Here is a 23812-nt window from a genome sequence, read left to right on the forward strand (position 1 = left end):
GAGGACACGATGAGCAACGAGGGACGCTGGCGCCACGAGGGGAACGCGTTCGAGCAGCCTGGGGCCGACGCCACCCGGCCCGTCCACGCGGGCGACGCGCCGCGCGCCGACGGCCCCGGCGCCTACGGTCCGGTCTCCGGCAGCCAGGGCTCCGCGGGGCACGGCACCTCGGCGTACGGCTCCGACCACGGGCGCGGAGCCCAGGGCGCGTCGGCTTACGGCTCCGACCGCACGGGCGGAGCCCAGGGGGCCTCGGCCTACCGCGGTAGTGAGTACACGGCCAGCGGGGCCGGAGCTGCCCCCACCTACCAGCCCTCCTACGGCGGCGGATCCGGCGGCGACCTCCCCCCGGGCGACGGCGGGAGGACCCCGCGCGGCGGAGGATTCCCCTGGCTGGCCGTCATCCTCGGCGTCCTCGCCGTGGCGGCGGCCGCCGTCGCGGTGTGGTTCTTCCTCCTGCGCGACTCCGGCAACGAGGAGGCCGCGACCGACGATGCCGACGTCGAGGTTCCCAGCGGGGAGTCCGGCTCCGACTCCGCCCCGCCGACCGACGAGGACCCCTCCGGCGACGAGACGCCGAGCGACGACCCGACCGAGGAGGGGACCGGGCCCGGGGACGAGTCCGACACCGACTCGCAGGACGAGTCCGAGACCGACGACGGGTCGGAGGACGACACCGGCGGCGCGGAGTCCCCGAGCGACGACGACGCCGACGGGCCTGGCACCCCCGACGACGCGACGCTCCTCGAGATCGGCGAGACCCACACGCTTGAGAACGGCATGGAGGTCACCCTCGACGAGGTCGAGCGCGACGCCGAGTGCGCCACCTCCCCGGGCGACCCGTTCACCGCCCTGACCTTCACCGTGGTCGCGCACGACGACGAGCTCGTCCCCGCCGTCCCGCCGCTGCCGGGCATCACGGTGTCCACCTCAGAGGGCGACATCAACGCGGTCGACGTCCTCGGGTGCATCGACGACTCCGAGTCCCTGCCCCCGGTGGTCGGCCCCGGCGAGGAGGCCACCGGCACCGTGCTCGTGCCCGATCCCGTCGAGGGTTCCTACGACGTCATCTACCAGCCCGTGACGAACATCGTCTCGGGCGGCGAGACCGAGGCCCTGGCCTGGACGATCGACTGACGCTCCCGACCGCGACGCTCGCCGGGTGCGCTACTGCGGGCCGCGGCGGGCTACGGCGGGCCGAGCGAGCGTCGCCTCGACTCCAGCTCCATGAGGGCGGCGAACCGCTCCGCGTAGGCAGCGTCGTCGGGGTCGGTGCGCTGCAGCGCACCCTTGGCGTCACCGATGAGCCGGGTGAGCCCCATGCGTACCAGCGCGACGACGACGCCGCGCGCGTAGTCCTTCAACGCCTCGGGGCGGTCCTCCGGGAGCGGGGCCACCGCCATGCCGGTCACCGAGTCGGCCACCGGTCCGACCGCGTTCTCCCGCACGGCCTCCACCCAGTGCGCGGCAGCCTCGCGCTGGGCCGCCTGCTCGCCCGCCCCGGCGCCGCGCCGCTCGGCGAGGTGCGTCGCGAAGGTCGCGACCCCGCCGGCAGCCCGGATCGCGTCGTGCGCGGCACGGTAGGAGGGGACGGTGAAGGTGTCGGCCGAGAGTGAGTCGAAGCCGGCTGCGGCCGCGTCGGCGGGCAGCTGGAGCGCGACCTCGAGGACCTGTCGCTCGAGCCGCGCGACCGGGTCCTCCGGGCCACGGTGCCCGACGGCGCCGCCCGCCGTCGCCCCCCACGAACCACCCTGACCGGCGAGCTGCCCGTCGGGACGGCCTCCGCCCGGTTGCCCGGGCCCGCCGTCGTACGCGGGCGAGGCTCCGCCGTCGGGGCCCGGTCTTCCTTGTCCTCCCTGTCCCCCCGGTCCTCCTTGTCCTCCCGGGCCTGACCGTGCCGGCGGGGCCGCGCTGCGCCGCGCGCTGCTCTCCGCGGACCGGACGGCCTGGCGGACGCTCACGTCGTCCATCCCCAACCAGCCGGCGAGCTGCCGGGCGTACTCGCCGCGCAGGGCGCGGTCGCGGATCGCGGCGACCACCGGCGCGGCCGAGCGCAGGCCCGCCACGCGTCCCTCGGCGGTGCCCAGGTCGAGGGAGGCCAGCGAGGAACGGATGACGAACTCGAACAGCGGCTCGCGGCCGGCGACCAGGTCACGGACCGCGGCGTCGCCACGCTCGAGCCGCAGGTCGCACGGGTCCAGGCCACCGGGCGTGACGGCGACGAAGGTCTGGGCGGCGAAACGCTGGTCCTCGTCGAACGCGCGGATGGCAGCCTTCTGCCCGGCGGCGTCGCCGTCGAACGTGAACACCACCTCACCGCCGCGCGCGGACCCGGCGGTCATCACGCCGGACGCGGCGTCGCCGACGTCCCCGAGCAGGCGGCGCACGATGCGCACGTGGTCCTCGCCGAACGCGGTGCCGCAGGTGGCCACGGCCGTGGTCACGCCGGCCAGGTGCGCGGCCATGACGTCGGTGTACCCCTCGACGACGACGACCTGCCGACCGCGCCCGATGTCCTTGCGCGCGAGGTCGATGCCGTACAGGACGTGCGACTTCCGGTACAGCTGCGTCTCGGGGGTGTTGAGGTACTTCGGCCCCTGGTCGGACTCCAGCAGCCGGCGCGCGCCGAAGCCGAGTACCTCCCCCGAGGTGGAGCGGATGGGCCAGACCAGGCGGCCCCGGAACCGGTCGTACACACCCCGCTGCCCCTGAGAGACGAGGCCGGCCGCGAGGATCTCCTGGTCGGTCAGCCCGCGGCTGCGCAGGTGCTTGAGCAGGTGGTCCCAGCCCTCGGGGGCGAACCCGACGCCGAAGTGCGCCGCGGCGGCCTGGTCGAAGCCCCGCTCGGCGAGGAACGCGCGGGCGGGCGCGGCGCCGGGCGAGGAGAGCTGGTCGACGAAGTACTCGGCCGCGATCCGGTTGGCCTCCACGAGACGGCGACGACGGCCGGGCTCGGTGCCGGACGACTGACGGGAGCGACCCTCGCCGTCCTCCCGGCGCAGCTCGAGGCCGACCCGGTCGGCGAGCATCTCGATCGCCTCGGCGAACGACAGGCCCTCGATCCGCTGGACGAAGCTGACGACGTCGCCACCCTCGCCGCAGCCGAAGCAGTGCCAGACGCCCACCTGCGGGCGGACGTGGAACGAGGGGGTGCGCTCGTCGTGGAACGGGCACAGGCCCTTCATCGACCCGACGCCGGCGGACCGGAGCGTGACGTGCGCGCCGACGACCTCCTCGATGCGGACCCGCTCCTTGACCGCCTCGATGTCCTCGCGGCGGATCATGCCCGCCACTCAGTACACCTCGGAGAGCATCCCGCACAGCCGGGCGTGCCACTGCTGCGCGGACGTGTCGGTGAGCGACGCGATCTGGTCGACGACCACGCGCAGGCGCTCGGCGTCCGAGCCGACGGTTCGCCAGCGCTGCGCCAGGTGCGGCTCGAGATGCTCGGCCCCGCCCGCGCTCAGCGCGTCCGCGAGGTCGAAGAGGATCGTGCGCTGCGCCAGGTAGAGCGGCTCGGTCTCCCGCGGCGCCATGACGTAGTGCGCCGCGACCCCCTTGAGCGCGAGGATCTCGGCCTCGGTGCCCGGCGGGACGACGAGGTCGGCGGCGTACCGGGTGAGCGGGTCCTCGCCGTGGCGCTCCCGGGTCGCGTCCTCGGCCGCGGCACAGAACCGGCCGATGAGCTGGCTCGCCATGTCCTTGAGCGCCGCGAGGCCCGCCCACGAGTGGTCGAAGCTCCGCGGGACGACCGGAAGTGCGAGGACGCGGTCGAGGGCGGCGCCGATCTCGTCGTCGCTCAGCGCCGGGTCGTACCAGGAGCGCACCTGGGCGACGACGCCGTCCTGCACGCGGTCGGCTCGGACGCCCGCGATGTCGACGCGGCCCCCGGCCACGGCATCCTCGACGTCGTGCACCGAGTACGCGACGTCGTCGGCCAGGTCCATGACCTGGGCCTCCAGGCAGCGGCGCCGATCGGGGGCCCCGTCGCGCAGCCAGGCGAACGTCTCGGCGTCGTCGGCGTAGACACCGAACTTCGCCGTCGTCGTGCCGTCGGCGCGGCGCGGGCCGGCACCCGTGGCCCACGGGTACTTCACGGTGGCGTCGAGCGTGGCGCGGGTGAGGTTGAGGCCCACGCCGGTGCCGTCGTCGGTCATGATCTTCGGCTCGAGCGAGGTGAGCAGCCGCAGCGTCTGGGCGTTGCCCTCGAAGCCGCCGATGCCGGCGGCCACCTCGTGCAGCGCGCGCTCGCCGTTGTGGCCGAACGGCGGGTGACCGAGGTCGTGGGAGAGGCAGGCAGCGTCGACGACGTCCGGGTCGCACCCCAGCGCCTGACCGAGCTCGCGGCCGACCTGCGCGACCTCGAGGGAGTGCGTGAGACGCGTGCGGACGAAGTCGTCCGAGCTCGGACCGAGGACCTGGGTCTTTGCGCCGAGACGGCGCAGCGCCGAGGAGTGCAGCACGCGGGCGCGGTCCCGCTGGAACGGGGAGCGACGCGGATTCTTGCCCTCCTCGGGCCACCATCGGTCGGCGTCGGTGGCGGTGTACGGGGCCGGGACGGACCTCGTCCGTGCGACCTGCTCCGCCGATGCGCTCACGGATCAAGTCTAGGTGGCCCGGTCCCGCGCTGCTCCCGCCCTCCCCAACCCGGCGAGTGAGCGCGGTACTGCCGGCGCTTATGACGAGTGAGCGGACCTCTGCCCGTTCCGTGTGGCGAGTGAGCGGACTTCTGCCCGCTGGGGAGCGGATTCCGGTGTCGCGCCGAGGCGCCGTTGCCCAGTCAATCGGGTAACCGTCGAGGCAGGCCCCCGGGGGCACTGCCTCGATGGTTACCCCATTGACTCACCGACCACACCGAGCCGAGCACCGAGCATCGCGACGACGACGGGCGGGCCCCGCACCCCACCAGGGTGCGGGGCCCGCCCGACAGGTGAGCGCCGCCCGGACCTCGGTCCGGGCGACGCTCACCGGCGGAGCAGAACTCCGCTCACTCGTGGAGCAGAGCAGAGGTCCGCTCACTCGCCGATGATCGGCATCAGGTTCTGGTCAGCGGCGGACTCCGAGGGTGTCGGAGCCGTCGCCGTCCCAGTCACCGACGTACACCTCGTCGCCGGCCCGGCCGTACCGGACCTCGGTGTCGGCCACCGTGGAGGTCAGCGAGTTCGACACCAGGTAGAGGTTCCCGCGGCGCACGGCGAAGGTGTCGACCGCGTCGCCGTCCCAGTCACCAACCAGCACGTCATCACCGGCCCGGCCGTAGTCCAGCTCGACGTCCGCCCAGCCCGTGCTGAGCGAGTTCGAGACGAAGTAGGTGTTGCCGCGGCGGACGGTGAAGGTGTCGACGGCGTCGCCGTCATAGTCCCCGACCAGCACGGTGTCGTCGGCGCGGCCGTAGTCCAGCACCGCATCCGCGTTCCCACCGGTCAGGGAGTTCGACAGGAAGTAGCTGTTCCCACGACGCACCGCGAACGAATCCGCGCCGTCCCCGTCCCAGTCACCCACCAGCACCGCATCGTCCGCACGCCCGTAGGTCAGCTCGACCTCCGCCGCACCGCCATACAGCGAGTTGGACAGGAAGTAGGCGTTACCCCGACGCACGGCCAGCGTGTCGGACCCGTCGCCGTCCCAGTCACCGACCAGCACCTCATCACCCGGACGACCGAAGCTGAACTCGTGATCGGCCCAGATCCCCCACCCGTCGTTCAGGTAGAACCCACGCCCCGGTGACGGCGGCACCGGCTCAGGCTCCGGCTCGGGGTCCGGACGAGGCTCACCCGGCTCCTCGTCGTCGCCCGGCACCGTCACCTGGCCGGCCACGGCCTCCGAGCGACGCTCGCCGAACCCGTGGGTGAGGCCGAACTCGTGGGTGCCGGTCGCCGTCGGGTCCGCGAGGGCACCCTCGAGGGTCCAGGAACCGTCCTCCGCCACGACGGCCTCACCGGTGACCGCGCCGGTGGCGACGACGGTCGCGCCCGGCTGCCCGGTGCCAGTGAGCGCCGGGAGGACGCCGTCGGCGCCGGACTCGAGCTCCGCCGTCGGGGCCGTGAAGGCCTCGACCTCCGGGCGGTCGATGAGCCACTCGCCGGGCTCGGTGGCGCGGTCGATGACGCGGACCTCACCGACGCCGCCGTGCCAGCCGGCCCCGACCTCGTCGTCGCTCAGGGCGGCGCCGATCATCCACGGGTAGCCCTCCTCGAAGGACATGCCGTTGCCGTCGCTGATGTTGCGCAGGATCGGCATGCCGTCCACGTACATCGTCACCGAACCGTCCTCGGGGTCGTTGACCATCGCGAGGTGGTACCAGTCGTCGGAGGTGATCTCGCCGGACCATGCGGTGCGGTCGCCGGTGGTGGGGTCCTCGGGGACGACCGTCCACTGGAACTCGCGCAGGTTGGAGAAGCCGATCGACGCCGGCGAGTCGGTGTAGTCCCAGATCTGCGCCATGTCCGGGATGCGGGAGCGGTTGCCGGAGCGGGCCAGCGCGCGGGTCCACGCGTTCTCCTCGGCGGTCCACTCCTCCGAGATGTTGATGAACGCCTCGATCGTGTAGCCGTCGTCGAACTCGACGTTGGTCACGGGCACGCCGTGCTCGGTGCTGAAGTAGCTGAACCGGTCGTCGCTGTTGGACGAGTTGTCGAAGCAGATGCCGCTCGCGGAGGAGGAGAAGGCGTGTCCCTCGCACAGGGAGACGTCCGCCTCCTGCGCCGTCGGGGAGGTGTCGATCGGACCGCGGGTCATCGCCTGGTCCTCACGGATGACGTCGGGCAGGATCGCGCCCTCGGGAAGCACCTCCCCGATCTCCGCGTCGACGAGGTTCGGCCGCCAGTGCGCGACCGTCCCCTCGGTGCGCACGAAGTCCTCGGTGGAGCCCGGAACCGCACGGTCGACCGGCGGCACGCCCTCGAAGCCGTCGAGGATGAGGCTGCGGGCGCGCTCCGTGAGCGAGGTGTCCTCGCCGTCGCCCGGCTCCCAGTCCGGGTTGAAGCCGGAGAACCGCTCGGCGAAGTCGATGTCGACCGTGTACTCCTCGTTGGGAGCGTCGAGCATCGGGCGGTCGTGGACGGTCAGGTCCTCGGGGTCCTTGCCGACGACCCACGGCGAGGGCGCCGACACGTGGATCGCGTCGCTCTCCAGGTCGAACTCGAGCAGGCCCAGGTAGCCGTTGCCGCCCTCGTAGTGCATCTGCCAGTCCTGGAGGATCTGGATGACCCCGTTGCCGTTGTCGTTCTCCACCACCCGGTGCGTCGACCCGTGGTTGTGGCCCGAGAGCGTGAGGAAGATCTGGTCGTTGTCACGGATCAGCCCGTCCCACAGCCGCTCCCCGTTCCCGCCCGTCACAGCGGTCACGCCGTCCGAGTCGACGCCGAGGATCTCGTGCGAGACGAGGATCGTCGGGAGCGTGGGGTGCTCCGCCATGACCTGGTCGGCCCACTCGAGCGTCTCGTCCGAGGTGCGCCAGGCGAGCGAGAGCACGAGGTACTCCTGCCCCTCGGCCTCGAAGACGTGGTACTCGCTGAAGCCGGTGGCGTCGCGGCCCGAGTCCGGGGACTGCGCGGCCGAGCGCTCCGGGGAGAACCACTGCAGGTAAGGCTCGTCGGGACTCAGCTCGGTGTCGTTCGACCTCGAGTCGGTGAGGTCGTGGTTGCCGGGCAGCACCGAGTACGGAAGGCCGGCGTCTTCGAGCACCTGGTGGGCAGCGTCCGGCGTCTCCCACTCGCGCTCGACGCCCGCACGGTCGACGACGTCGCCCACGTGCGTGACGAACGGGATGTTGAGCTCGTCGCGCACCTCGGCGAGCCACTCGGTCTGCGCCTGGTACGGGTTGCTGCCGTAGCGCGGCTCGAACTGGTCGGCCGCGTAGCGGGAGTAGAACTGGGTGTCCGGCAGGTTGGCGAGCGTCCAGCGGGACCCCTCCGCCGCCTGGTCGTTCTCGTCGGTCTGATCGTCCTGTGCCGCCGGGTCCGGGGGCGCCGGCTGCGCGAGCGCAGGTGCGGCGAGCGTCGCGGCGAGAGCGGCGGCGAGCATTCCGGCCGCCGCGGTGGACATTCTTCGAGCTCGTGCGCGCACGACTCTCCTCTTCCTCGCGTTCAGGGGGATGGTGGGTGCGCCGAGGGCGCATCCCTGCGGAGCAGACCAGCGCCCGGTGAACGGTGGCTGGATCTCCGGCGGCCGCCAGGTGAATCGCAGCCGCCGGTGCCGGGATCGCTCATCTGCGGGTACGCCGTGATGTCCGAGCACGACGGGCATGCCGGCGGCTGCTCGCTCGCCGGGCAGAACCACGCTCGCTCGCCGGGCAGAACCGCCCTCTCGCGCCGTGTGGGCTTGGTGGGCCGCCCGGGCGGGGCCACAATGTCCGTCTATGGCTCTCGCGACGATCACCACCGACGCCGCCACGACCGGTTCGCGCGCCACGCGGATGCTCCACCGCAGGCCGACGGACCCGCTGCCGTGGTGGTCGACGGCCGCGGTCTACGAGACCGCCGAGGTCCGCACGGTCGACGCCCTCGACGACGTCGCCGCTCACGTGCCGCACGTCGCCTCGCTCGGGTGCGACGCGCTCCTGCTCACGGCCCCCGAGCTCGATCCCCGGCACCCGCTGGTCGCCGAGGCGGTGGCCGCCGTGGTCCGCCGCGCGCACCGTCGCGCGCTGAAGGTCGTGGCCTCGGTGCTGCCGATCGAGATCTCGGACACGAGCGCCTCCCACCTCGCGCGGGTGGAGCGCTGGCTCGCCCTCGGGGTGGACGGGATCGACCTGGGCATCGCACGCGGCACCACCGACGCCCGCGCGCTCGGCCTGGACGAGCGGGAGACCGCCTCAGCCGGCGCACCCGCGCCCCGGACCTTGCTGCGCCACCCCCGCGGAGCGACCCCCGGTGCCTTGCACGCGGTCGTCGCCGAGCACGACGGCGCGCTCACCGGCGGCGTCCGGGCCCTCTCCCTCGAGGCCTACGCCGAGGTCCTGCACGAGGACTGGCTCCACGCCACGCGGGACGACCGGCTCGCGCGCACCGGCTGGGACACGGCCGCGATGGGTGAGGCGCTCACCGGGGTCTTCGGCGTCCACGAGCCGCTCGGCGCACGCCCGGCCTGGGCCCTGGCCACCGGTCGCGCCGCGGCCCCACCCCCGACCTGGGCCCACGCGCGCGACGCAGCCGAGAGCGCCCGGCGGGTCCGCTCCATGACGGCGCTGACGCTCATGCTGCCCGGTGCGGTGTACCTGCGTCAGGGCGTCGAGCTCGACCCGGACGACTCCCCCGCCGGCGGCTCCGCCGAAGCGGGTAGCTCGACCGGATCGCTCGGGGACCTGGTGGCGGCCCTCGCGCCCGTGCGGCACCAGGACGACTCGACCTACGAGCGCCTGCGCGCGTGGCTACGGCTGCGCCGCGAGCTGGGCACGGCGTCGGGCTACCTCGGGCTGCGCGACGTCGACACCGACGCGTTGGTGCTCGTGCTCGACTCCCGTCACCTCGTGCTCGCGCTCGGTCCGGATCCGGTCGAGCTCCCGCCCAACGCGCACGTCACCCACGCGTCGGCCGACGTGCGCGACGTCGACGGGGGGCATGTCCTCGAACCCGGCACGGCCGCACTTCTCCGCCTCGGCTGACGCGGCTCCTCGCCCGGAGGCCGAGACGGCTCGGACCGCCCACGCCGCCCGGCCCGCCCAGGCCGCCCACACGGAGGGAACAGCCGGGGAGAGCTGCCGGCGAGGGCAGCCGGAGACACGCGAAGGGCGGGCGAAGGACCCGTCAGGTCCTCCGCCCGCCCTCGGCTCCGCCCGCGTTACTCGGCGGGAAGGACGAGCTCCTGGCCGACGTGGAGCAGGTCGGGGTGGGCGACCGTGTCCTGGTTGACGGCGTAGATGCCCTGCCAGCCGCTCTCGATGCCGTGCGCCTCGGCGATGTCGAACAGGGTGTCGCCCGCGACGACCGTGTAGGTCTCGTCGGACGGCGCCACGTCGGGCAGCGCCGGAGCGGGCTCGGCCTGCTCCTGCGGGGCGGGCTGGGCCGGTGCCTGCTGCTGCGGAGCCGGCTCGGCCTGCGGTGCCTGCTCCTGCGGGGCGGGCTGGGCCGGTGCCTGCTGCTGCGGAGCGGCCTCGGCCTGCGGTGCCTGCTCGGCCGGTGCCTGCTCCTGGGGCGCCGGCTCGGGCGCGGGCGTGTCGCGAGGCTCCGCCTCGCCGGTGGCCCCGATCTGTGCGGAGCACGCCGGCCATGCGCCCCAGCCCTGTGTGGCCAGCACGTTCTCCGCGACGCGGATCTGCTCGGCGCGCGACGCGTCGGCCGGGTTCCCGGTCCCGCCGTTCGCCTCCCAGGTCGACTGGAGGAACTGGAGGCCGCCGTAGTAGCCGTTGCCGGTGTTGATCGACCAGTCGCCGCCCGACTCGCACTCGGCGAGAGCGTCCCAGGTGGCGTCGTCAGCCGCGTTCGCGGCCGTCGGCATGAGCATCGCCCCGGCGAAGGCCGCGGCACCCGCGGTGGTCATCAGTCCGCCGCGCAGGAATCGCTTCGATCGCCGTGCGCCGCTGGTGGTGGTCTGCTGCTGCATCACACTGAACTCCACGGCCCCGTCCCGGGATGCGCCGTCGACGCGCCCGACCGCCCGACCGGATCAGATCGATTCCATGTCACGAAGGACTCGCGGGGCGGATGCGACGGCCGTCCTTCGCAGTTCAAGGTCCCGACGCTACCCGCACATCACGAAATGGCAACAGTCGGCCGGCAGCTCCACGCGCACCCGGTCCGGGGCCTCGGACACGTGCCGCGACAGCAGGTCCGCCCGCTGCCGGTCCGCGGGGCGCAGCGCCGTCGGCCCTCGAAACGGCGCGGTGGCGCGGCATATGCCGGTCCGGCCGCCCCCTGCCTGCTGCGCCCCCGCCCGCTCCCCGAGGCACTCGTGCGGTCCGGTCGAGCGAGTTTCCGTGAGGATGAGCACGCCTGTGCCCGTCCACCGCGAATACCACCCGCCCCACTCCGCTCAGATGAGCATCTCTTCCCGGCCCACTGCACCGCCCCTCTCCCCCGGACAGCACCCCGCGTAGGCTCAGACTCGCAGCGCACGGCGCTGAGAACTTCTCACATCGCGGTGAGCACGCGCTCGTCGGGGTCGGTCCCCTCGCCCCCGTCGACGCCGCCTCCGCACGACGACGACGAGGTGTGGAATGACCAAGGCGAAGAAGATCATCAACGACCCGGAGAACCTGGTCGACGAGGTGCTCGACGGGCTCGTGCTCGCCTCGCACGGGTCCCTCACGCGCGCTCCCGGCTCCCGGGTGCTCGTGCGCGACTCGATCGAGGACGGCAAGGTCGGGCTCGTCATCGGCGGCGGCTCGGGGCACGAGCCGATGTACACGGCCTACGTCGGCGAGGGACTCGCCGACGCGAGCGTGGCCGGCAACGTGTTCGCCGCCCCCGCGCCGCAGCACGTCCAGGAGGCCATCGCGGCCGCCGACCGCGGCAAGGGCGTCCTCCTGCTGTACGGGAACTACGCCGGCGACGTCCTCAACTTCGACATGGGTGCCGAGCTCGCCGAGGACGACGACGAGATCGACACCCGCACGGTCCTCGTCAACGACGACGTCGCCACCGACGACCCGGACACCCGCCGCGGCATCGGCGGCGCCTTCTACGTCGTCAAGATCGCAGGCGCGGCGTGCGCACAGGCGGACTCACTGGAGGAGGCCGAGGCGCTCGTCGTCAGGGCCCAGCAGGCCACGCGCACGCTCGGGGTGGCCGTCCGTGCCGGCTCCCTGCCGGAGACCGGCGAGCCGACGTTCGAGCTCGGCGACGACGAGATCGAGATCGGCCTGGGCATGCACGGCGAGATGGGCGTCGAGCGCTCGGCGATGATGACCGCCGACGAGCTCACCGAGAAGATGGTCGACAAGCTGGTCGCGGACCTGCCCTTCTCCTCCGGCGACCGCGTCGCCCTGCTCGTCAACAACCTCGGGGCGACCACGCTCATGGAGCTCCTCGTGGTCAACCGCAGGGCCCGTCAGCTCCTCGAGGACAAGGGCATCGAGGTCGTGCGCACCGACGTCGGCTCGTACTTCACCTCCCAGGAGATGGCCGGCTTCTCGCTGACCCTCCTGCGGCTCGACGACGACCTCGAGCGTCTCCTGGCCGCGCCCTGCCGCTCGCTGCCCTACTCGCAGGCCTGAGCGATGGCGGACCAGCTGACGACTGCCGAGGTGACGGCCGTGCTCACCGCCGCGTGCGACGCGATCGTCGCGGCGAAGGACCGGCTCACCCAGGCGGACCAGGCCATCGGCGACGGCGACCACGGCGTCGGCATGGCGCGCGGGTTCACGGCCGGGAAGCAGGCCCTGGCCGAGGCCTCGCCCGGCACCGCGGGCGAGGCGTTCAAGGCCGTGGGCTCCGCGGTGCTCGCCACGAGCGGCGGGGCCTCGGGCGCGATCTTCGGCACCCTGTTCCGGGCACCGGCCAAGGTCCTCGACGGCGACACCCTCGACGCCGAGGGGTTCGCCTCGGCGCTCGAGGCCGGTGCCGAGCAGGTGATGCGCCGCGGCAAGGCGCAGGTCGGGCAGAAGACGATGCTCGACGCGCTCGTGCCCGCCGCCGAGGCCGCCCGCTCGGCGGTCCCGGACGGGCTCACGGCGACCGCGCGCGCCGCGGCCGACGCCGCCGCGGAGGGCGTGGAGCGCTCCGCCGAGCTCGTCTCCGGGTTCGGCAAGTCGAAGTCGCTGGGCGAGCGCAGCGTCGGCCATCCGGACCCGGGCGCGATCTCGGTGTCCGTGCTGCTGGCAGCGATGGCGGACGCGATCGACGCGAGCTGACCCTGAGGAGCACGACGCCGGGGGGCGAGGTCCGTACGGACCTCGCCCCCCGGCGTCGTGCGGGCCCGTTCTTCCGGCCGGACGGATCAGGGCAGCGTGAGGATCTCGGCGCCGTGGTCGGTGATGGCGATCGTGTGCTCGGTGTGCGCGGTGCGGCAGCCGGTGGCGCTGCGCAGCGTCCAGCCGTCGTCGTCCATCGCGAGCTCGTCGGTGTCGGTCATCACCCACGGCTCGAGCGCGAGCATGAGGCCGGGCCGCAGCGGGAAGCCGCGGCCGGGCCGGCCGGTGTTCGGCACGTGCGGGTCCTGGTGCATGGTGCTGCCGATCCCGTGGCCGCCGAACTGGGTGTTGACGGGGTACCCGGCGTCGGACAGGACGGTACCGATCGCGTGCGAGAGGTCACCGATCCGCTGCCCGGGGCCCGCCGCGGCGATGCCGGCGTCGAGCGCGCGCCGCGTGGCGTCGATGAGGCGTTCGCTCTCGGGGTCGGTCGACTCCCCGACGACGAAGCTGATCGCCGCGTCCGCCGCCACGCCGTCCTTGAGGACCGCGAGGTCGAGGGTGAGCAGGTCGCCGTCGGCGAGGACCTGGTCGTGGGGCAGGCCGTGGAGCACAGCGTCGTTGACGGCGGTGCAGATGTGGTGGCCGAACGGGCCACGCCCGAAGGACGGCGCGTAGTCGACGTAGCAGGACGTCGCGCCGGCCATCGCGATGAGGTCGCGCGCCCACTCGTCGATCTCGAGGAGGTTCGTGCCCGGCACGGTCCGTTCCCGGACGGCGCCGAGGATCCCGGCGACGATCGCGCCGGTCACCCGGCCGCGGGCGATCTCTGGGGGTGTGAGGATCTCGATCATGTGCTCGCGATCCTACGGCTCAAGCACGAGCTTGAGGCTCTCCCCCGCCGCCGCACGGGCGAACCCGGCGGGCGCGTCGGCCAGCGGCACGCGGTCGGTGATGAGGCGGCGGAAGCGCCGCGGGTCGGAGGACACGATCTTCAGGGCCTCCGCGTTGTCCTCGGGCGTGTTCGCGGTGGACCCGGTGACGATCAGCTCGCGGTAGTGGACGAGGTTGGCGTCGAGGGCGATCTCACCCTTCCCCGAGGGCAGGCCGGCGAAGAAGTTCACCCGCCCGCCGACGGCGGCGGCGCGCAGGGCGTCGCCGAAGACCTCGGCCACCGGGGTGGCGACGACCACGCAGTCCGCGCCACGACCGCCCGTCAGCTCGAGCACGCGCTCGGTGAGGTCCTCGGCGCGCGGGTCGACGGTGTCGTCGGCGCCGAGGGCGGCGGCCAGCTCCCGGCGCGGCGCGGACGTCTGGCTGACGATGATGCGCTCGGCCCCGCGCATCCGCGCCAGCAGCACGGTGGTGAGCCCGATCGGGCCGGCGCCGCAGACGAGCACCGTGTCGCCCGGTCCGGGGTCGAGGGGGCGCAGGCCCCGCACGACGGCGGCGACGGGCTCGGTCATGACGACCTCGACCGGCTCGAGGCCCGCGTCGACCACGAGGACGTTGCCGGCCGCCACGCCGCGCGCCGGCACGCGGACGACCTCGGCGAACCCGCCGTCGAAGGTGAGGCCGACGCCGGCGTAGTCCGTGCACAGGTTGCTGCGGCCGCCCGCGCAGGCGTGGCAGGTCCCGCACCCGACGTTCGGGGCGAGGGCGACGAGCGTCCCGGGGGCGAACCGGTCGTCGCCGGAGCGGTTCTCCCGGACGTGGCCGACGACCTCGTGCCCCGGGACGCGCACCGTGCCGGGCGGGAAGAGCCGGTGCTGCCCGCGGGCGATCTTCAGGTCCGTCCCACACACACCGGTGGCGGCGACGTCGATCGTCACCTCGCCGTCGTCGGCGACCGGGACGGGCCGCTCGACGAGCCGCAGCTCGCCGTCAGACTGGAACTCGTAGGCCAGCATGCGCTCATCCTCTCGCGGCCCTACGGCCGTGGTGACCGGCGACGCCGGGACGCCGCCTGTCGTCGGGCCCCCGACGCCGTGACGCCGCCAGTCGTCGAGCCGGCGACGCCGTGGTACGCCGGTTGGTCGGCCGTCCGGCCGCCGCGTTCCTCGCAGCGGCCAAAGAGCCCGTCGTGGGGTCCGGGTCAGGCGTCCAGTCCGTCGAGGACGGCCGCGGTGCCGGACAGGCCGAGGCGCGTGGCGCCGGCCTCGATCATCGCCAGGGCCTTCTCCGTGTCGCGGATCCCGCCGGAGGCCTTGACGCCGAGGCGTCCGCCCACCGTGCGCGCCATGAGCTCGACGGCGTGGGTCGTGGCCCCGCCGCTGGAGTGGAAGCCGGTGGACGTCTTGACGAAGTCGGCGCCGGCGCGCTCGGCGGCCTCGCAGACGGCGACGATCTGCTCGTCGTCCAGGGCGCCGGACTCGATGATGACCTTGAGCACCACGCCCGGAGCGGCGTCACGGACGGCCCGGATCTCCGCCTCCGTCTCGTCGTAGCGTCCGGTGAGCGCGAGCGCGAGGTTGATGACCATGTCGATCTCGTCGACACCGTCGGCGGCGGAACGGGCGGCCTCCGCGGCCTTGACCTCGGCGGCGTGGGCGCCGGAGGGGAAGCCGCACACGACGGCGACCTTGAGGCCGGCGGGCACCTCGAGCGGGACGAGGTTCGGCGACACGCACACGGAGTAGGCGCCGAGCTCTGCGGCGTCACGCACGAGGGCGGCGACGTCGTCGGGCGTGGACTCGGGCTTGAGCAGCGTGTGGTCGACGAGCTGGGCGACCTCGGCGCGGGTACGGGTGGTCATGACGTGCTCCTTGTCGTTCGGGATGGTCGTGGGGGTTCGGGTGGCAGGGAGGCGAGCAGGCCGGCGGCGAGGTCCTCGTCGGTGACGAGGATCTTGCACAGGCCGTTGGTGACGGCTGCGAGCGCGGCCGGGGTCTTGGCGACGCCGGCCGCGACGGCGATCGGCAGCCGGGACGCGCGCACCTCGTCGAGCGTGAGCCCGACCGTACGCGCGTCGATCGCCGGGTCCGCCGGGCGGCCCCGGGAGTCGATGAACCGGCCGAGCACGTCGCCGACGGCGCCCTGGGCGACGAGACGCTCGACCTCGGCCGCGCTGAGGTAGCCGGCCTCCACGAGGACGGACGTGCCGACCGGCTCACCGAGGGAGAACAGGAGCGCGTCGGCCTCCCGCGCCTGGTCGAGGACCCGCCTGAGCGAGGCGTCGCCCATGAGCGTGGCGGCCAGGTCCGGCGACTCGACGATCGCCGGGGCCTGGAGGAACACGGCCGTGCCCCGTGCCTGGCGGGCAAGCTCGGCGACGACCTGCCCGGGGTTGCTCGCCCCGGGCAGGGGCAGGCCGGCGTTCGCCTGCACCACCACCGTGCCGTCGGACCACGACGGCGGGATCTGCTCGGCGAGGTCGATCATCGTGCGCCCCCAGGACACCGCGAGCGTGCCCGGGGACTCCTTGAGGTCGGCGAGCAGCTCGCCGGCGGCACCGGCGACCCGGGCGCGCGTGGCGACCGGGTCGCGCTCGGGCGGGACGACGACGGCGGCGGTGAGGCCGGTGCGCGAGACGAGCTCGGACTCCAGGGCGTGCGAGCGCGCCCGTGGATGCACGATCTCGATCCGGACGATGCCGGTGCGGCGCGCCTCCTGCAGGAGGCGGCCGACCTGCCAGCGGGTGAGGTGAAGCCGTTCGGCCACCTCCTGCTGGGTCAGCTCCTGCTCGTGGTAGAGCGTGGCCACCCGCAGCAGGAGCAGGTCGCGCTCCTCGTCACCGCTGCGCACCGGCACCGTGCCTCCCCGTCGTCGTCGTCCTCGTCCGCGTCCGTGGTCCTGCCGGGCTCACAGCCCGTGCGGCAGGAACAGCACCTTCGAGCTGTGGATCGTGCGGTTGTACATCGCCTCGATCGTCTCGCCGACCTTCTCCAGCGGGAGCTCGTGGGTGATCATGAACTCCCACTTGAGCAGGCCCTGGTGCATGGCCTCGACCGTGGTCGTCCACTCGGTGCCCGGGAACGGCGCCGAGAACGAGTTCCACGAGCCCAGGATGTTGATCTCGAGGCGCATCATGCGCGCCCAGTTCGTGTCGCTGATCGTCACGTCGGCGTTGGGGATGCCGATGAGCACGACCTCGCCGTGGCGTCCGGCCAGGCCGACGGCCTGGTTCTCGGCGATCGGGTTGCCGGAGCACTCGACGACGATGTCGTAGCCGAGCCCGGCAGCCTCGGCGGCCTGCTCCGGGGTGGTGGCCGTGGCGGTGGCCCCGGCCTCGCGGGCGAGCTCCGCCTTCTCCGGGGAGACGTCGACGGCGAGGACGTCGAGCGCGCCGCCGAGACGTGCCCACTGGATGGCGAACAGGCCGATCGGGCCCCCCGCGCCGACGACGGCGACCCGCTTGCCCGGCGCGAGCTTCGTCCGCAGCAGAGCGTGCAGGGCGATCGCCGACGGGTCCACCATCGCCGCGGCCCGCGGGTCGAGGTCCGAGGGCACCTTGAGCAGGAGCCGCGCCGGGCCCGCGACGTACTCGGCGTAGGCGCCGTGGCGGCGCGAGCCGTAGTAGTCGTAGTCCTCGCACAGGCTGTAGTGGCCGGCCACGCAGGGAGCGCACTCGAAGCAGGGCAGCATCGGCGGGACCGTGACGAGGTCGCCGACGGCCACCTCGGTGACACCCTCGCCGAGCTCCTCGACCCACGCGGAGAACTCGTGGCCGCAGATCAGGGGGAGCTTGTGCGCCCCCTTCTTGAACATGCGGTCCAGGTCGGACCCGCACACGCCGCACGCGGCGACCTTGAGGAGGGCCTCGCCGGGTCCCGGGGTGGGCTTCTCGACCTCCTCCAGGCGTGCGTCGCCGACGGCGTGGAGCTGGACGGCCTTCATCGTCTCGGTCATGTGTGGCTCGGGTTCCCTTCTGGTGGTCGGGCGCTGCCGCGGGCGCGGCGCTGCCGGTGGTTCTGCGGTGGGCGTCAGGCCTCGTCGACGTGACGCGACATCGAGTTGGTCAGCTCCTTCATGGCCTCGTACGTGTCGATGTACGCCTCGAGGTTGTACTGGTAGGCCTCGTGCGCCTCGGTGTCCGGCTCGATGACATCCACGGTGCGGACCATCTCCCGGGCCGCGGTCGGGAGGTCGGCGTGGACGCCGGCGCCGACGGCGGCCATCATCGCGGAGCCGAGCAGGGGCCCCTCGCTCACGTCGGTGAACGTGATCGGCACGTTCGAGACGTCGGCGTGCATCTGCATCCAGAAGCGGCTCTTCGTGGGACCGCCGGAGACGACGACCTCCTGCGGCGGGAAGCCGCCCGCGCGCATGGTGCGGAAGATGTTCTCCGTGCCGAAGCAGATGCCCTCGAGGATCGCGCGGAACATGTGGCCCTCGGTGTGGCCGAGCGTGAGGCCCCAGAACACGCCGCGGGAGCGCGGGTCGGAGTAGGGCGAGCGGTTGCCCTGGAAGTGGTCGAGCAGGACGAGGCCCTCCGAACCGATGGGGACCTCCGCGGCGAGCTCGTCGAGGACCTCGTAGGCGGAGCGGTTCTCCGCCGCCGCGCGGTCGTTCGCCTTGCGGGCGAGGTGGTCGCGGAACCAGGCGACGACGGACCCGGTCGAGACCTGTCCGGCCTCGACGGTCCACTCGCCGGGAATGACGGCGTCGGTGTAGGAGCCCCACAGGCCCTTGGCGTGCAACGGCACCGGGGACTGGCCGATCATCACGTGGCTGGAGCCGGTGATGAGGGCCATCTTGCCGGGCTCGACGACGCCGAGCCCGATCGCTCCGGCGTAGGCGTCGATCGCGCCCTCCGCCACGGGCGTGCCGGCGGCGAGGCCGAGCTCGTCGGCGATCTGCGGGCGCAGGCCGCCCACCGCGGTGCCGACGGGCAGGACCCGCTCCGGGAACTTTTCGAGCAGGTCGGCCGCGCCGACCGCGTCGTAGAGGGACGTGGGCCAGCCCCCGACGGAGGTGTCGTAGAAGTACTTGCCCGCCGCGTGGTTGAGGGACATGGTCCACTCGCCGGTCAGGCGGTGGACGAGCCAGTCCGTGCAGTCCACGAGGAGGTCGGCCTCGGCGAAGATCTCGGGCTCGTTGTTCTTCAGCCACATCGACTTCGGGGTGCCCCACTCGGCGGACACGGCGCCGTGCCCGGAGTACTTCAGGGCCGGGTCGCCGGCCCGGGAGAGCTCCTCGGCCTCGGCGGCGGCCCGGACGTCCATCCACAGCAGGGCGGGTCGCAGGTGGCGGCCGTCCTTGGTGGCGGCCACGAGCGTGGAGCTGGTGGCGTCGACGGAGATGCCCGCGATGGCGTCGGCGGGGACCTTGGCCTCGGCCAGCGCGCCGCGGACGGAGGTGACGATGGACGACCACCACGTGTCGGGGTCCTGCTCGGCGCGGCCGGGCCGCGGGAAGGACGTCTTCCACTCGGTCGAGGCGACGCCCTTGAGCGCGCCGGCGGCGTCGAAGATCCCGGCGCGCGCACCGCCGGTACCCATGTCGATGCCCAGCAGGTAGGGGCCGTCAGTCATCGGGAACTCCCATGTTCTCGGGGGCGCACCGCGTCATCGACTTATCGACGACCGGTGCTCGGGTGCGTTCAGCCTGCCAGCGGCTCGCGCATGCGCGCAAATGCGGCGCGCTGTTCGCTCATCTGAGCACCAGGAGTGCGGGGAGTGCTGGGCCTGCGCCGGCTCGTGTCCCGGCGCGCTACCCCTTGACCGAGCCGGCCGTGAGCCCGCCGACGATGTAGCGCTGAAGGAAGAGGAACAGCAGGAGCACCGGGACCGCCGAGATGACGGCGCCCGCGGCGAACACGCCCCAGTTCTGGTTCGTCAGCGAGGAGACCAGGCCGTACAGCCCGAGCGCGAGGGTCCAGTTCTGCTCGGACTGCAGCACCACGCGGGCGATGACGAAGTCGGAGAACGTGGCGACGAAGGACAGCAGGCCGACGACGGCCAGCACCGGAGAGACCATCCGCAGGATGATCGTCCAGTAGATGCGGGCGTGGCTGGCGCCGTCGATCTTGGCCGCCTCGTCGAGCTCCTTGGGGATCGTGTTGAAGAAGCCGTACATGAGGAAGGTGTTCGTGCCCAGCGCCCCGCCGAGGTACACGCAGATGAGCCCGACCCGCGAGTTGAGCCCGAGCGCCGGCACCACCTCGCCGAGCGAGAGCAGGAGGAGGAAGACCGCCACGAACGCGAGGAGCTGGGGGAACATCTGCAGCACGAGCAGGGTGTTGAGGCCGAACCCGTGCCCCCGGAACCGGAACCGGGAGAACGCGTACGCCGCGGCGGCGGCCATGATCACGGTACCGATCGCCGTCGAGAGGCCGACGAACATCGTGTTGCGGAACCAGGTCCAGAACAGCGTGGTGTCGGACAGCTGCGCATAGCTGCCGACGTCGAGGGACGTGAACAGCGAGTTCGAACCGGTCAGCGTCGCGCCCTGCCCGGCGAGGGAGGCCGAGAGCACGTAGACGATGGGGAACGCGGCGTAGACGACGAAGACGATGCCGACGACGTGCCGCACACCGAGCTCGGCGAACCAGCGACCGAAGCCCATGCGGCGCTGCGGGGCGATCTCCTGGCCCTTCCGGTCGACGACCGGGTCGGCGTCGGGGGTCGTGGTGGTCATCAGTTGTACTCCTCGAGCTTGCGGGCCTGTCGGAAGCCGATGACCGAGATCACCGCGACGATGACGAAGATGAGGATCGAGAGCGCGGACGCGAGCCCGTAGTCCTTCTGCGCCCCGCCGTCGATGCCGGCGATGTTGTAGACCATCGAGATGAGGATGTCGGTGTGCCCGACCGGCACGCTCGCGTCGTCCATGCGCGGACCGCCGCCGGTGAGCATGTAGATGAGGTTGAAGTTGTTGAAGTTGAAGGCGAACGAGGCGATGAGCAGCGGGGCCGTCGCCACGAGCACGAGCGGCATCGTGATGGACCGGAAGTGTTGCCACACGCCCGCGCCGTCGATCCGCGCGGCCTCCTTGAGGTCGCCGGGGATGGACTGCAGCGCGGAGGTCGCGATGAGGAACATGTACGGGAAGCCGAGCCAGAGGTTGACGCCGAGGACCGAGAGCTTGGCCAGCCACGGATCGGTGAGCCACGGGATCTCGGCGCCGAGCAGGAGGACGTTGTTGACGAAGCCGAAGCGCTCGTTGAGCAGACCCGACCACAGCAGGGCCGCGAGGAAGCCCGGGAACGCGTACGGGAGGATGAGCAGCGTCCGGTAGATCTTCTGCCCCTTGAGGCGCGGCTCGTTGAGGACGACCGCCAGGAAGAGACCGAGGAGGAAGGTCGTGACCACGGACAGGGCGGCGAACGCGACCGTCCACGCCAGGACCTTGAGCAGCGGGCCGGAGTACCTCGAGTCGGCGAACGCGTCGATGTAGTTCTCGGGGCCGACGAGCACCCGCCAGCCGGGGGTCAGCGCCTCGCCCTCCGCGGAGACGAAGCTGCCCCGGTCGTCCGGCCGGTACTCGACCCCGGACTCGACGTTCGTCACGACGTCGGCGTCCTCGTCGTAGACCAGGCGCGAGGTGGCCTGGAACGCGTTCGAGGCGTCGGTGGTGCGCAGCGACCCGTCGTTCGGGTCGTCCGAGAACGGGATGCGGATCTCGAGGATCTCGGCCTGATGGTCAGAGATCTGGTCGCGCGGGAGGATCTGTGCGCCGGGCACCTCCGTGATCAGGGGACGCGTGGCGTCCAGGTCGACGACGGCGTCCGGCACGTCCTCGAGCTCGCCCTCGTGGACGCCCATCCGTACGGTGCCCGACGCCTCGTCGTAGATCGCCAGCCCGAGACCGTCATCGGTCTCGACGACGACGGCGGGGAACGTCGTCGCGTCCGGGAGCCGTCGCTCGTTCTGCTCGAGCATCCGCTCGATCGCCGTCGGCTTGTCGAGGATGTGGCCGTCGCCGTAGTTCGTCAGCGAGACGTACCCCGTGTAGACGATGGTGAACACCTGGTAGATCGCGAGGAAGATCAGTCCGGGCAGGAGGTACTTCAGCGGGACGACCCGGCGCGAGAAGTACACCCAGTTGACGACGACGAGCACGACGACGGTGCCGCCCAACAGCCACCAGGACTCGGCACCGACCGCCTGGATGACGATCGTGATACCGAGCGCGTCGACCAGCGCGACGAGCGCGAGCTTGACGAAGAACCAGACGTTGACGTCACCGCCGGCGGCGGGACGGGTGCGGGTGCCGCCGGTGCCGGGCGACGGGGCGGCCACCGGGAGCTCTGTCGCGGTCATGGGGCCCTTTCGGGGACGTGGGCACGACGTCGTGCCGACCTACGGTGCGGAGAGGAGTGCGATGCGCCGTGGGGCGCGAGGTGGGAGCGGCGCCGTGGCGCGCGGGGTGGAAGCGGCGCACCGCATGGAGCGGAGGTGGGAGCGGCGCACCGCGGGGCGCGGGGTGCGAGGTGGAGAGGTGCGAGGTGGGAACGGCGCACCGTAGCGACGCGTGGCGGGCGGGGCCATGCTGCGGGGCGGCGGCAGGTCGGCCGCCGCCCCGCACGGGCAGGGTCTAGCCGGCGTCGATCGCGCCCTGGATGTCGGCCACCATGGTCTCCCAGGCGGCGGCCGGGTCGGCCTCGGCGCCGGAGACGATGCCGGCCTCGGTCACGCCCCAGAACTGCCAGACCTGACCCATCGCGGGCAGTGCGGGCATCGGGGCCGCGTCGGCGCCGACCTCGCGGAAGCCGGCCTGGATCTCGTCCTCCGCCGCGGCGTCGGCCGACGCGGTCAGCGCGGGCAGGCGACCACCGGTCTCGAAGATCGTGGTCTGCGCCTCCTCGGTCGACATGTAGTTGACGAGGAAGTCGTTGGCGTTGAGCGCGTCCGCGGACTGCGCGTTGACGAAGAACGCCTGGACGCCGGCGAACGGCGTGGCGGCCTCGGGACCGGGCGCCGGGATCGGGTCGATCGCGACGTCGATGTCCGCGAAGGACTCGAGCATCCACGGGCCACCGACGATGAAGGGTGACTCGCCGTTGGCGAAGGCCTCGACGGCGACGTCGTAGGTGACGTTCGTGTCGAGGGCGCCCGTGCCGTTCTCGCCCTGCTCGGCGAGCCACTGCGCGAACGCCGCGCCGCCCTCCCCGCCCAGGCCGAGCTCCTCGGTGTACGCGCCCGCGTCGTCGGTCTCGAAGACCGGGGCGCCGAAGGACATCTGGAGCGGGTAGTACGTGTAGGGGTCGCCCTCGGTGCTCGTCTGGATGAGGATCGGGAACTCGGTGCCCGCCTGCTCGCCCGCTGCGAGCGCGTCGTCCCACGTGGCCGGGGCCTCCGGGGCGAGCTCCGTGTTCCGGATGAGCGCGATGTTCTCGATGGCGAACGGCAGCCCGTAGACCTGCTCGTCGTACGTGACGGCATCGATGGCCACCTGCTCGAACACGTCGGCGTTGGTCAGCTCCAGCGGCGCGACGACGCCGTTGACGGTGAGCTCGCCGAGCCAGTCGTGCGCACCGACGGTGATGTCCGGGCCCTCGCCCGTGGGCACCTGCGTGACGAAGTCGGCGCGGATGTCCTCGAAGTTGCGCAGCACGGTCTGGACCTCGATGCCCGTCTCCTCCTCGAACGCCACGGCGGCCTCCTCGACGGCTGCCTGGCGCGTCTCGTCGACCCAGACGACCAGGGTGCCGTCCTCGTTGGGCGTGACCTCGCCGGCCTCGGCGACCTCGTCCCCACCTGCGTCGTCGGAGGACGCCTCGTCGGAGGAGGACTCGCCACCGGCGTCGTCGGAGGACGCCTCGTCGTCGGTTCCGCCGGCGTCCTGGGCGGGCTCCTCCTCGGTACCGGTCGACTCGTCGTCACCGCCTCCGCAGGCGGCGAGGGTGAGGGCCACGGCAGCTGCTGCCGCGAGGGTGGTGATGCTCCGTCGCATCTCGGTCTCCAGGTGTGTGAAGGTGACGGGGATGTCTCCGCGGACGTGCTCATCGCTGCGCACCTCGCGGATCGAGGCACACAGTACGCAGCCGACTGGCGATCTGCAACCACTTGCAGTAACTTTCAGGAATCCAGACGGTGCCGTTGCACCTCTTCCCCACGACCGCGCGAGCGGGACGCTCGA

The 23812-nt window shown here is 72.7% G+C and carries 17 protein-coding genes; 4 read left to right on the forward strand and 13 right to left on the reverse strand.

Translation table 11 applies throughout. The features are described from left to right. Positions 1 to 9: 9 nt before the first annotated feature. Positions 10 to 1137, forward strand: a complete 1128-nt coding sequence (locus ACZLKG_RS14420) for a hypothetical protein (RefSeq protein ID WP_463648782.1) — start codon at positions 10 to 12, stop codon at positions 1135 to 1137. 50 nt (positions 1138 to 1187) lie between these two features. On the opposite strand, the gene dnaG is transcribed toward ACZLKG_RS14420, so the two are convergent. The 3 genes from dnaG to ACZLKG_RS14435 all read right to left on the reverse strand — a co-directional run bounded on the left by dnaG (position 1188) and on the right by ACZLKG_RS14435 (position 8046). Next, complete coding sequence (dnaG, locus tag ACZLKG_RS14425; protein WP_425708994.1) at positions 1188 to 3293, reverse strand: DNA primase; 2106 nt, start codon at positions 3291 to 3293, stop codon at positions 1188 to 1190. Next, on the reverse strand, positions 3294 to 4598 hold the full coding sequence (locus ACZLKG_RS14430; protein WP_425708995.1) for a deoxyguanosinetriphosphate triphosphohydrolase: 1305 nt from the start codon (positions 4596 to 4598) through the stop codon (positions 3294 to 3296). 448 nt (positions 4599 to 5046) lie between these two features. After that, positions 5047 to 8046, reverse strand: coding sequence for a metallophosphoesterase (locus tag ACZLKG_RS14435; protein WP_425708996.1), 3000 nt, complete (start codon positions 8044 to 8046; stop codon positions 5047 to 5049). Between the two features lie 313 nt (positions 8047 to 8359). Here ACZLKG_RS14435 and ACZLKG_RS14440 point away from each other — a divergent pair, with 313 nt between their 5' ends. After that, positions 8360 to 9604 carry an alpha-amylase family protein gene (locus ACZLKG_RS14440; RefSeq protein WP_425708997.1) on the forward strand — a complete coding sequence of 415 codons (1245 nt, stop codon included), beginning with the start codon at positions 8360 to 8362 and terminating at the stop codon, positions 9602 to 9604. A gap of 176 nt (positions 9605 to 9780) precedes the next feature. On the opposite strand, the gene ACZLKG_RS14445 is transcribed toward ACZLKG_RS14440, so the two are convergent. Next, a complete protein-coding gene (locus ACZLKG_RS14445; protein ID WP_425708998.1) occupies positions 9781 to 10542 on the reverse strand; it encodes a transglycosylase family protein in 762 nt (253 codons plus the stop codon). Between the two features lie 613 nt (positions 10543 to 11155). On the opposite strand from ACZLKG_RS14445, the gene ACZLKG_RS14450 reads away from it, so the two are divergent. After that, positions 11156 to 12154 carry a dihydroxyacetone kinase subunit DhaK gene (locus ACZLKG_RS14450; protein ID WP_425708999.1) on the forward strand — a complete coding sequence of 333 codons (999 nt, stop codon included), beginning with the start codon at positions 11156 to 11158 and terminating at the stop codon, positions 12152 to 12154. A gap of 3 nt (positions 12155 to 12157) precedes the next feature. Continuing rightward, complete coding sequence (gene dhaL / locus ACZLKG_RS14455; RefSeq protein WP_463648206.1) at positions 12158 to 12790, forward strand: dihydroxyacetone kinase subunit DhaL; 633 nt, start codon at positions 12158 to 12160, stop codon at positions 12788 to 12790. Between the two features lie 86 nt (positions 12791 to 12876). On the opposite strand, the gene map is transcribed toward dhaL, so the two are convergent. The 9 genes from map to ACZLKG_RS14500 form a co-directional block, all read right to left on the reverse strand. Further along, on the reverse strand, positions 12877 to 13644 hold the full coding sequence (gene map, locus ACZLKG_RS14460) for a type I methionyl aminopeptidase (protein ID WP_425709001.1): 768 nt from the start codon (positions 13642 to 13644) through the stop codon (positions 12877 to 12879). 12 nt (positions 13645 to 13656) lie between these two features. Further along, a complete protein-coding gene (locus ACZLKG_RS14465; protein WP_425709002.1) occupies positions 13657 to 14700 on the reverse strand; it encodes a zinc-binding dehydrogenase in 1044 nt (347 codons plus the stop codon). Between the two features lie 185 nt (positions 14701 to 14885). Continuing rightward, a complete protein-coding gene (gene deoC / locus ACZLKG_RS14470) occupies positions 14886 to 15545 on the reverse strand; it encodes a deoxyribose-phosphate aldolase (protein ID WP_425709003.1) in 660 nt (219 codons plus the stop codon). Further along, a complete protein-coding gene (locus ACZLKG_RS14475) occupies positions 15542 to 16540 on the reverse strand; it encodes a sugar-binding transcriptional regulator (protein WP_425709004.1) in 999 nt (332 codons plus the stop codon). Before ACZLKG_RS14475 ends, deoC begins: the two co-directional genes overlap by 4 nt. 51 nt (positions 16541 to 16591) lie before the next feature. Beyond that, on the reverse strand, positions 16592 to 17638 hold the full coding sequence (locus ACZLKG_RS14480) for a galactitol-1-phosphate 5-dehydrogenase (protein ID WP_425709005.1): 1047 nt from the start codon (positions 17636 to 17638) through the stop codon (positions 16592 to 16594). Positions 17639 to 17712: 74 nt separating this feature from the next. Then, positions 17713 to 19263, reverse strand: coding sequence for an FGGY-family carbohydrate kinase (locus ACZLKG_RS14485; RefSeq protein WP_425709006.1), 1551 nt, complete (start codon positions 19261 to 19263; stop codon positions 17713 to 17715). 178 nt (positions 19264 to 19441) lie between these two features. Continuing rightward, positions 19442 to 20368 carry a sugar ABC transporter permease gene (locus tag ACZLKG_RS14490; protein WP_425709007.1) on the reverse strand — a complete coding sequence of 309 codons (927 nt, stop codon included), beginning with the start codon at positions 20366 to 20368 and terminating at the stop codon, positions 19442 to 19444. Continuing rightward, positions 20368 to 21993, reverse strand: a complete 1626-nt coding sequence (locus tag ACZLKG_RS14495; RefSeq protein ID WP_425709008.1) for an ABC transporter permease subunit — start codon at positions 21991 to 21993, stop codon at positions 20368 to 20370. Before ACZLKG_RS14495 ends, ACZLKG_RS14490 begins: the two co-directional genes overlap by 1 nt. Positions 21994 to 22267: 274 nt before the next feature. Then, on the reverse strand, positions 22268 to 23626 hold the full coding sequence (locus tag ACZLKG_RS14500; RefSeq protein WP_425709009.1) for a sugar ABC transporter substrate-binding protein: 1359 nt from the start codon (positions 23624 to 23626) through the stop codon (positions 22268 to 22270). Between the last annotated feature and the right edge of the window lie 186 nt (positions 23627 to 23812).

This window comes from Georgenia sp. Z2081, assembly GCF_055326445.1.